General features: G+C 65.1%; 8 protein-coding genes. All 8 read left to right on the forward strand.

What is annotated here, in order from left to right; genetic code table 11:
• Positions 1-3: 3 nt before the first annotated feature.
• From cdaA to B5G12_RS05270, 8 genes are read left to right on the forward strand one after another with little or no spacing between them, the layout of a single operon-like run.
• On the forward strand, positions 4-897 hold the full coding sequence (cdaA, locus tag B5G12_RS05235) for a diadenylate cyclase CdaA (protein ID WP_087228414.1): 894 nt from the start codon (positions 4-6) through the stop codon (positions 895-897).
• Positions 894-2,198 (forward strand): CdaR family protein, encoded by a 1,305-nt coding sequence (locus B5G12_RS05240; RefSeq protein ID WP_087324154.1) that lies wholly within the window; start codon positions 894-896, stop codon positions 2,196-2,198. Before cdaA ends, B5G12_RS05240 begins: the two co-directional genes overlap by 4 nt.
• Positions 2,199-2,239: 41 nt before the next feature.
• Positions 2,240-3,835 carry an NAD(P)/FAD-dependent oxidoreductase gene (locus B5G12_RS05245; RefSeq protein WP_087324155.1) on the forward strand — a complete coding sequence of 532 codons (1,596 nt, stop codon included), beginning with the start codon at positions 2,240-2,242 and terminating at the stop codon, positions 3,833-3,835.
• 11 nt (positions 3,836-3,846) lie between these two features.
• Positions 3,847-5,271 (forward strand): 5-bromo-4-chloroindolyl phosphate hydrolysis family protein, encoded by a 1,425-nt coding sequence (locus tag B5G12_RS05250; RefSeq protein ID WP_087324156.1) that lies wholly within the window; start codon positions 3,847-3,849, stop codon positions 5,269-5,271.
• On the forward strand, positions 5,268-7,412 hold the full coding sequence (recJ, locus tag B5G12_RS05255; RefSeq protein ID WP_087324157.1) for a single-stranded-DNA-specific exonuclease RecJ: 2,145 nt from the start codon (positions 5,268-5,270) through the stop codon (positions 7,410-7,412). Before B5G12_RS05250 ends, recJ begins: the two co-directional genes overlap by 4 nt.
• A 1-nt stretch (position 7,413) precedes the next feature.
• A complete protein-coding gene (locus B5G12_RS05260) occupies positions 7,414-9,729 on the forward strand; it encodes a RelA/SpoT family protein (protein WP_087324158.1) in 2,316 nt (771 codons plus the stop codon).
• Positions 9,730-9,746: 17 nt separating this feature from the next.
• A complete protein-coding gene (dtd, locus tag B5G12_RS05265) occupies positions 9,747-10,208 on the forward strand; it encodes a D-aminoacyl-tRNA deacylase (RefSeq protein WP_087228420.1) in 462 nt (153 codons plus the stop codon).
• A gap of 1 nt (position 10,209) precedes the next feature.
• The gene (locus B5G12_RS05270) at positions 10,210-10,821 is read left to right on the forward strand and encodes an MBL fold metallo-hydrolase (RefSeq protein WP_087324159.1); all 612 of its coding nucleotides are present in this window, start codon (positions 10,210-10,212) and stop codon (positions 10,819-10,821) included.

The following is a 10,821-nucleotide window of genomic DNA, read 5'->3' on the forward strand; positions in this document are numbered from 1 at the left end:
CCCATGAACTGGAGTTCCATCATAGCCAATTTTCAGACCTTCAATCTGGCAGACCTGCTGGATGTGCTGGTGGTGACCTTTGTGATCTACCAGATCTTCGGCATCGTCAGCCGCACCCGGGCGGGACAGGTGGCCCGGGGCGCGCTGGTGGTGGCCCTGATCTATTTGATCGCCACCACCGCCCATATGCGCACCGTCACCTGGATCATGAACTCGCTGCTGCAAGTGGGCCTGCTGACCCTGGTGGTCATCTTTCAGCCTGAGATCCGCCGGGCCCTGGAGCGGATGGGCCAGACCGACAAATGGTTTTTGAAGCTGTTCCGTGTGCGCCATGTGGACCCTGCCACGCGGGGCAGCTGGCGCAGCGCCATCATTGCCATCTGCGACGCGGCCGAACGCTTTTCGGAGACCAAGACCGGCGCGCTGATCGTGCTGGAACGGCGCACCGACCTGTCCGAGATCGAGCGCACCGGCACCCCGGTGGACTGTGAGGTCAATCCCGAGGTGCTGGGCACCATCTTCTATGAGGGCACCCCCCTGCATGACGGCGCGGCCATCATCGAGGACGGCCGCATCAAGGCGGCGGGGTGCGTGCTGCCCTTGTCCAACAACCTGGACCTGGGCAAGGATATGGGCACCCGGCACCGGGCCTGCCTGGGCATTGCGGAAAATTCGGACGCCATCGCCATCGTGGTCAGCGAGGAGACCGGCATCATCTCGATGGCCAAAAACGGCGTGCTGATCCGCCACTTTGACCGTCAGACCCTGTACACCCGCCTGGTGGATGAGATGATCCCCAAGGAAGCCGCCTCGGACAAGGGACGCAGCTTCGATACCTTCAAGGGTCAGGTGCTGTCCCTGATGGACTGGCGGAAAAAGGAGGGTGAAGGCAAATGAATCCCATCAAGAAAAAGACCTTCCGGCTGGAGAGCCTGCTCCAGAACCGCTCGATCCTGGAGGACCGCCGCGTGCGGCTGGTCCTGTCGGCTCTGCTGGCGGTGGCGCTGTGGGTGGTCATCACCACGGTGGTCCAGCCCGGCACCGCCATCACCCTCAGCGGGGTGCCGGTGGACTACAATTACGACGCCAGCGTCTACACATCCCGGGGCCTGAGCATCGTCCAGGCCCCCAGCAAGACGGTGAACCTGACCGTCTCGGGGGACGGCTATACCATCGGCCAGCTGCGGGCCGAGGACTTTGTGGTCTATCCCGACTGCTCGTCGGTGCGCTCCAGCGGCACCAAGACCCTGCAGCTGCGGGTCCGCTGCATCAACAGCGCGGTGGCGGGGAATATTTCGGTCTCGATCGCCAATACCGATAGTACGGTGGACATCGTTTTTGACGTTGTGGAGGAAAAGACCCTCCCGGTCCAGGTGAACACCCGCTATCTGACCATCGAGGATGGCTACATCCTGTACAGCACCGCGGCCTCCAATGAGACGGTCACCCTGACCGGCCCCTCCAGCGAACTGGCCGATGTGGCCTCCTGCACTGCGGAGGTCAGTTACAACGACCCGCTGAACGACAGCGTGACGGTGGATACCCACCTGCGCTTTTACAACGAGAGCGGCCATGAGCTCACCTTTGACTATGTCACCCTGGACCATGACACGGTGGAAGTCACCCTGACTGTATACAAAACGGCACAGCTGCCTGTCAATGTACGGTTTGTAAACACACCTCCCAACTTTGATGACTCGGTGCTGATCTACAGCCTGAGCCAGACCGAGCTGCGGGTGGCCGGCCCGGCGGATGTGGTGGACAACCTCTCGGAGCTGGCGGTGGGCACCATCGACCTGTCCACCTTTGCGCTGGACAAGGTGTATGAAATGCCCATCACCCTGCCTTCGGGCCTGGTGTCTTTGGACAATGTGGACACGGTGACGGTCAGCTTCAACTGCAGCGCCATGGCCACCAAGACCCTGAACATCCCGGCCGAGAACATCGAGGTGATCAACCTGCCCTCCACCTACCAGCTGACGGTGGAGAGCGACCGGCTGATGAACGTGACCCTCTGCGGCCCCGCCTCGGTGCTGGAGAGCCTGACCGCCGACCAGGTGGTGGCCCAGATCGACGCCGATGACTTTGCTGTGTCCCTGGGTCAGCAGAACATTGCGTGCAGCATCTATGTGCCCGCGGACGGGCGGATCTTTGTGCTGGGCAGCTACACGGTCCCCTGCCGGATCGAGAGCAACTGACGCCCCGTCCATCCATCACGACAGAAACGGAAAAAGAAAGAATGATCCTGGTCAGAGATATCCGTCTGCCCCTCTCCGCCGGGGAGGAGCAGGCTTTCGGGCAGGCTCTGCGCATCCTGCGCCTGCCCCTGGGCAAGGTCCGGCAGATGGGGGTGTCCCGCCTGTCGGTGGACGCCCGCCACGGCCGGCCCAAGCTGGTCTATACCATTGCGGTAACGCTGAAAAATGAGGGTGAGGAACCTGCTTTTGCGGGGGCCTCGCCCTGCGTTGCTCTACGTCAGGAGCCGCAGTTCTGCATCACGCCGGGCATCCGGCCCCTGGAAGGGCGCCCTGTGGTGTGCGGCCTGGGCCCTGCGGGCCTGTTCGCGGCCCTGGCTCTGGCCCAGCAGGGGTTTGCCCCCATCGTGCTGGAGCGCGGCCCCGCCCTGGAGGACCGGGTGCGGGCGGTGGAACACTTTTCCGCCACGGGAGAGCTGGACGAAAACGCCAACATCCAGTTTGGCGAGGGAGGCGCGGGCACCTTCTCGGACGGCAAGCTCACCACCCGGATTGGAGACTCCCTGTGCGGCTATGTGACCCGGGTGTTTTTGGCCCACGGGGCTCCGCCCGAGATCGCCTGGCAGCAAAAGCCCCATATGGGCACCGACCTGCTGCGGGGCGTGATCACCTCCATCCGGAAAGAGATCGAGGCGCTGGGGGGCCAGGTGCGGTTCAACACCGCCCTCGCCGGCCTCAAGGTGCAAAACGGCGCCCTGGCCGGCGTCAGCACCACCGCAGGGGACATCCCCTGCAAGGCTCTGGTGCTGGCGGTGGGGCATTCGGCGCGGGATACCTTCGAGGCCCTGATGGACGGGGGGCTGGCTTTCAGCTGCAAGCCCTTCAGCGTGGGATTCCGGGCCGAGCACCTGCAAAGCGAGATCGAAAAGAGCCTCTATCACGACGCCGCCGGCCATCCGGCCCTGCCCCGGGGGGAGTATCAGCTCTCCCAGCAGGTGGATGGGCGGGGGGTGTATACCTTCTGTATGTGTCCGGGAGGCCAGGTGGTGGCGGCGGCCAGCGAAGCGGGCCGGGTGGTCACCAACGGCATGAGCTACCACGCCCGGGATGGCAGGAACGCCAACGCCGCCGTGGTGGTAGGGGTGGGCTCCGAGGACTTCGGGGGCGACCCGCGGCGGGCCATCGCCTTCCAGCGGGAGCTGGAGGCCCGGGCGTTCCAGGCCGGGCGGGCCGGCGGGCTTTATGCGGCGCCGGCTGAAAATGTGACCAGCTTCCTGGAGGGAGAGGGCCGGCTCAGGATCGGCCGGGTGGAACCCACCTACGACCGCGGCGTGGTGCCTGCCGATCTGGGCAGCCTGCTGCCGGCCGGGCTGGCCGGAGCGCTGCGGGCCGGGCTGCGGGCCTTCGACCGCAAGCTGGCGGGATACGCTTCTCCCGAGGCCATCCTCACCGGCCTTGAGACCCGGACTTCCAGCCCGGTGCGGCTGGCCCGGGGAGAGACCTACGAATGTACCCAGCTGCCCGGCCTTTACCCCTGCGGCGAGGGGGCGGGCTACGCGGGCGGCATCATGAGCGCCGCCGTGGATGGTCTGCGGGTGGCAGCAGCGATAGCAAGCCGGTATTGCCCGGCGGGAGATTGAGGGGAAAAGGCATGGACGAACAGGATAAGAAGGACAAGCAGAATCAGAAAAGGGACACGGCTGCCGTCCAGGAGGAACTGGAGCAGCAGCTGCGGGACTTGGGAGTGGGCGTGAACGAGCTGAAGGACGCCGTCAACGACGCCTTTCGCCACGGCTTTGAGGGCCGGGGAGACGAACTGGGCCGCCATGTGAACCATGTGGCCAGCGATGTCACCGCCGTGCTGAACAGCGTGGTGGGGGAGGTGGCCGGCGCCTTTCAGGATGCCATGGACCTGGAGAGCGGGGCCGACAAGGAAGAACGGGCCGAACGCCGCCGCCAGCGGGAACACCGCCGGTGGCAGCAGCGGGAAGCCCGCCGCGCCGCCCGCCGGGACAGCCCGGAGAGTCAGGCCTACGACTATGCCCAGGACTGGCAGACCGGCTCCGGCAAGATCAGCTGGGGGCGCTGCCGCTCGGACGGAAAGCGCGGACAGAGCCCCGACCCCGGGGACAACTACGACCGCGCCATCCGCTGGAGCGCCAGAAAGCGCTGCGGCATCGGCCTGGCGCTGTCCATCACCTTCGGCATTCTGGCTTTCAGCTTTTTTGTGGGAGGGATCGCCTGCTTCATCAGCACCGAAGCGCTGGTGGTGAGCAGCATCCCCGTGGCGGAGGCGGCCCTGGCCTGGACCGGCATCGGCCTGATGGTGGGCGGCGGCCTGTGCACCGGCGGGGCCCTGTACGGGTGCGAACAGCTGGAAGCCTCCAGGCTGCTCAACCGCTGCGCCGACGCCTTTGCGGGGCTGGATGTGTCGGAGGGGGTGGACCTGGACGACCTGGCCGGCCTGCTGCAAATGAAAAAGAAAAAGCTGCGCAAGCAGCTGCGGGAACTGATCAACCGGGGCTGGCTGACCGGCTGGATGGATGAGCGCAGCAACCTGCTGTTTTTGAGCGCCGCCGACTACCGTGCGGCCCACAACATTGCGGCTCCCCAGCCCGCGCCGGAGCAGCCCAAGCCTCAGGAGGAAGAGGAGGCAAAGCCCCTCCATCTGGAGACGGCCCGGCGGTTTGCCCAGGTGCTGGCCAAGGAGCGCCGGCTGATGACCGACCCCACCGCGGCCGACGAACTGGAAAAGATGCAAAAGACCACCGAGGCCATCTGCGCCTGGCTGGAGAGCCACCCCGAGAGCGCGCCCCGGGCCCGGCGGTTTGCGGAATATTATATCCCCACCACCCTCAAGCTGCTGCACACCTACAACGATGTGCAGGGCCAGAAGGGGGACAACGCCGAGGCCATCCGGCGGGATATCGGCGGCATCCTTCACACCCTGAATACCGCCTATGAGAACCTGTACGACAACCTGCTCAGCGATGCGGCCCTGGATGTGTCCAGCGAGATCGCGGCCCTGGAAGGGATGCTGGCCAGCGATGGCCTGACCGGGGAGGGGCTGCTATGACGGGCCGTCCGTGGGAACTGCGCCCGCTGGACCGGGAAGCGGTGGCCGGACTGCAGGAGGCCATTGCCGAGGAACGCACCGACCAGCTGGAGATGGAGGCCGCCTATGAGGGGAACGAGTGGGACGACGCCAAGCACGACGCCGTCCTGAACGCCCAGCTGAAAGAAGCTTCCCTGCTGGCGGGGCTGCTGGCGGCCCGGGGCCTGACCCAGCCGGAGGAGGCTTTGTCCTTTCTGGCGGGGGAGGATACCCTCAGCGACCCCATGCTGATGCAGGATATGGACAAGGCCTGCGCCCGCATCCGCCAGGCTCTGGACAGCGGCGAGACCATCGTGGTGTATGGGGACTACGACGTGGACGGCGTCACCGCCACCTCTCTGCTGTACGAACAGCTGAAAGGGCTGGGCGGGACGGTCAAATGTATGCTGCCCAGCCGGGAAGGGGACGGCTACGGCCTGTCCAAGCGGGCCATCGACCGCATCCACAATAAGGGCTATACTCTGATCGTCACGGTGGACAACGGCATCTCGGCGGTGGAGGAGGCGTCCTATGCGGCCTCTCTGGGCATCGACGTGGTGATCACCGACCACCATGTGCCCCCCAGTGTGCTGCCCCAGGCGGTGGCCGTGGTGGACCCCAAGCGCCGGGATGACGAAAGCCCCTTCAAGGACCTGTGCGGCGCAGGAGTGGCCTTCAAGCTGTGCGCCGCTTTGGAGAACTGTATGCCCGAGGAGCTGCTGGAGTTTTGCAGCGACCTGGCCGCCATCGGCACGGTGGCCGATGTGATGCCCCTCACAGGGGAGAACCGCACCATCGTCAAGGCGGGACTGCAAAGCTTGCAGCACACCCAGCGGCCCGGCCTGTGCGCCCTGCTGGAGGAAACGGGGCTGGCGGGCAAGACGGTGAGCGCCGACAACGTCAGCTTTGGCATTGCGCCCCGGCTGAACGCGGCGGGCCGGATGGACAGCGCCGTCACGGCCCTGCAGCTGGTGCTCTGCCAGGACCCCGCCCGCGCCGCCGGCCTGGCCCGCCAGCTGAATGAGGTCAACGCCCAGCGTCAGGAGACCGAACAGAAGATCGAGCACGCGGTGGAGGAGATGCTGGCCGCCGACCCGGCCCGCACCGAGGACCGCATCATGCTGCTGTGGGGCCAGGGCTGGCACCAGGGAGTCATCGGCATCGTGGCGTCCCGGCTGGTGGAAAAATACGGCCGGCCGGTGATGGTGGTGTCGGTGGCCGAAAACGGCGAGGCCAAGGGCAGCGGGCGCAGCGTGCCCGGCTTTGACCTGCACGCCTGCATCACCGCCTGTGCCGACCTGCTGATCCGCTTTGGGGGCCACCCCATGGCGGCGGGGCTTCTGGTGCGGGAGGAGAACCTGCCCGAACTGCGCCGCCGGATGAACGAGTGGGCCGCCCGGGAATGCCCGGTGATCCATGTGCCGCCCCTGATCTGCGATCTGTCCCTCCGGCTTGGCCGGGTGACGGTGGAGGAGGTGCGGGCGGTGGAGCGGATGGCCCCCTTTGGGGCCGACAACCCCGCCCCGGTGTTCCTTTTGGAGAATGCGGTGGTGGAGGGCGTCTACCCCGTGTCCGACGGCAAGCACAGCCGGCTGCGGCTGAACCAGGGGGGCGCAGGACTGTATGCGGTCTGGTTCGGGATGTCCCCCGAGCGGGTGCCCTACCAGCCGGGGGATGCGGTGGACGCAGCCCTCAGCCTGTCGGTGTACGAAGGGGCCCGCGGGGCCCAGCTGTCCGGGCGGATCATCGACCTGCACCCGGCGGGTCTGGGTCCGGACGCGGCCCGGCAGGCGGCGTTGGTGGAAGCGCTGCGCCGCGGCGCGTCCCTGACGGCGGAGGAGCGGCAGCTGGTCCGCCCCACCCGTGAGGAGACGGCCGCCGTCTATCGTGAGCTGAAGACCCGGCGCTGGCACGCCGAGGATCTGCAGCCTCTGTATGCAAAAATGGGCACCGCCAACACAGGCAAGACCCTGGTGGCCCTCACCGCGCTGATGCAGGTGGGCCTTGTGGAAGTGGTCCACCGGGGGGACGTGCCCTTTCTGGAGCTGGTGCGGGTCAAGGAGAAGAAGAACCTGGCCGACGCGCCCATCCTGAGATGTCTGGAGGATTTGGAGGAGAAGTAATATGCCAGAGGGAAAGAAAACAGCAGTTCCTGCCCCTGCGCAGGATTCCTATACCGCCAAGAGCCATTTGCAGCATCAGGTGCGGGAGATCGGCACGGTGGCGGCCACAGCCCGCCCCGCCGAGGCGGTGGACTATATGGTCCCCTCCGAGGCCCGGCCCGAGATCATCACCTATGACAAGCTGATGGAGGCCATCCAGGCCAGCGGCCGGCCCTACAACATGGAGATGATCGAAAAGGCCTATCACACCGCCGACCAGGCCCATCAGAACGTCCGCCGCCGCAGCGGGGAACCCTATATCTGTCATCCTTTGGCGGTGGCCCGGCTGGTGCTGGATCTGGGCATGGACAGTGAGAGCGTCGCCGCCGCCCTGCTGCACGATGTGGTGGAGGATACCCCCATCACGGTGGACGAGATCAAGTCGTCCTTCGGGGCCGATGTGGCCCTTCTGGTGGACGGCGTCACCAAGCTGACCAAGATCCAGTTCTCCAGCATCGAGGAGCAGCAGGCCGAGAACCTGCGCAAAATGCTGTTGGCCATGAGCCAGGATGTGCGGGTCATGATCATCAAACTGTGCGACCGTCTGCACAATATGCGGACCGGGGACGCCTGGCCCGAACAGAAGCGCCGGGACAAGGCCCGGGAGACGATGGAGGTGTATGCCCCCATCGCCAACCGCCTGGGCATCCTGAACATCAAGGAGGAACTGGAGGACCGCAGCCTGCACTACCTGGACCCCGTGGGCTATGAGGAGATCAGCAAGCTGCTGAGCGAGAGAGCGGGGGAGGAGTTTTTGGCCGGGGTGTCCAGCCTGATCGAAAAGCGGCTGGAGGAAAGCGGCATCAAGGGCGCCGCCATGAAGCGCCGGGTCAAGAGCATCTATGGCATCTACCGCAAAATGTTCATCCAGAACAAGTCCTTTGACGAGATCTATGACATCTATGCGGTGCGGATCATCCTGGACACCATCACCGAGTGTTACAGTGCCCTGGGGCTGATCCACGATATGTACCATCCGCTGCCCAACCGGTTCAAGGACTATATCTCCACCCCCAAGCCCAACGGCTACCAGAGCCTGCATACCACCGTCATCGGGCATGAGGGCATCCCCTTTGAGGTGCAGATCCGTACCCGCCAGATGGATGAGCAGGCGGAATACGGCGTGGCGGCCCACTGGAAGTACAAGGAGGGCATCGGCGGCCATGACAAGCTGGACGAACGCCTGGCCTGGGTGCGCCAGCTGCTGGAGAACCAGCGGGTGTCGGAGGATTCGGGCAACCTGCTGCACGACCTCAAGAGCGACCTGCTGCCCGAGGAAGTGTTCGCCTTCACCCCCAAGGGGGATGTGATCAATCTGCCTGCGGGGGCTACCTGCATCGACTTTGCCTACGCCATCCATTCGGCGGTGGGCAACCGGATGGTGGGCTGCAAGGTGAACAACCGGATGGTTCCCATCGACCATGTGGTGGCCACCGGCGAGATCATCGAGGTGATCCTGGGCCCGGCCGACAAGGGCCCCAGCCGGGACTGGCTGAAGATCGTCAAGACCAGCGAGGCCAAGAGCAAGATCCGCAACTGGTTCAAAAAGATGCGCCGGGACGAGAATATCTCGGAGGGCCGGGACGCTTTGGCCAAGGAACTGCGCCGGGAGGGCATCCTGATCCCGGACGACAAGCTGGACGAGTTCGTGGGGGGCTGCTGCCGCCGGATGCGCCAGAACAGCGCCGAGGACCTGTACGCAGCCATCGGCTATGGGGGCATCACCATCGCCAACTGCATCCCCAAGTTCAAAGAGGAATACCAGAAGCTGCGGGCAGCCGAGAACCCGCCGGTGGAACTGCCCAAGGTGGACCTGCGCAAGGTGCATTCCACCGACGGGGTGGTGGTGGAGGGCTTTGACAATACCCCCATCAAATTTGCCAAGTGCTGCAACCCCCTGCCCGGGGACCCCATCGTCGGCTTCCTCACCCGGGGCTTCGGGGTGTCCATCCACAAGGCCAACTGCGTCAACGCGGTGGCCAGCCAGAAGGACCCCGCCAACGCCCCCCGCTGGGTCAAGGCCTACTGGGCCGACAGCGTCAAGGACAGCTATAAGGCGGGGCTGGAGATCGTGGCGCTGGACCGCAACGACCTGCTGAAGGACGTGCTGAACGCGCTGTCGGATATGCGGGTGCCCATCTACACCATGAACGCCCGCCAGACAGACAACTATGGCGTCGTCAACCTGACCATCGGCATCAACAACACCGATCATCTGGACCGGGTGGTGGCCAGGCTGGCCAAGATCAAGGACGTGCTGAAGGTGACCAGAGGCTGACAGAAAAAGGAGACAAGATGAGAGCAGTGATTCAGGCCGTATCCTCCGCCAGCGTGCGGGTGAACGGCGGAGACCCCCGGGCCATCGGCCCCGGGCTGGTGATCCTGTTTGGGGTCAAGGACACCGACACCCTGGATATGGTGCCCCGCTTTGCAGAAAAATGCGCCGGCCTGCGTATCTTCCACGATGCGGACGGCAAGCTCAACCGCAGCGCCAGGGACAACGGCTATTCGGCCCTGGTGGTGTCCCAGTTCACCCTGTACGGGGACACCAAGAAGGGGATGCGCCCCAGCTTCATCCGGGCGGCCAAGCCCCCGCTGTCGGTGCAGGCTTACGAGCTGTTTGTGGCCGAGATGGAAAAGCAGGGCCTGAAAGAGGTCAAGCACGGGGAGTTTGGGGCGGATATGCAGGTGGCCCTTGTGAACGAGGGCCCCTGCACCATCGTAATGGATACCGACGAGTGGAAGAAGGGAGACTGAGATGAAGGCATACCATGTTGTGGGGCAGGCCCCCATGTATACCAATACCTTCCTGCTGATCTCGGAGGCGGGCCATGGGGTGGTCATCGACCCGGCGGCGGCCGCAGCCGATTACGGCCAGCTGCTGCGCAAGGAGGGAGCCTCCCTCACCCATATCTTTTGCACCCACGGCCACTTTGACCATGTGGGCAGCGCCGCCGAACTCAAAGAGGAGTGGAACGCAAAGCTCTGGTGCGAGTCCGCCGACCTGGAAGGCGGGCAGTTCTACCCCCTGACCCAGGCCGACAGCGGCTACCAGGAGGGGGGCGTCATCCAGGTGGATGAGATGTCCTTCACGGTGTGGCACACCCCGGGGCACACCCCCGGCAGCGTCTGCCTGCTGTGCGGGGAATACCTGTTCACCGGGGACACCCTGTTTGCGGGCAGTGTGGGCCGCACCGACCTGCCCGGCGGCAGTACCCGCCAGCTGTCGGATTCGCTGCGCAAGCTCGCGGGGCTGCCCATCCCGCCCACGGCTCAGGTCCTGCCCGGCCACGGGGACCTGTCCACCTTTGGGGAAGAGCTGAAGAACAACTGGTATATCCGCAAGAGCGTATCCAGACAGGATTGGTAA

The organism is Faecalibacterium sp. An58, from assembly GCF_002161515.1.
Taxonomy (GTDB): Bacteria; Bacillota; Clostridia; order Oscillospirales; family Ruminococcaceae; genus Faecalibacterium; species Faecalibacterium avium.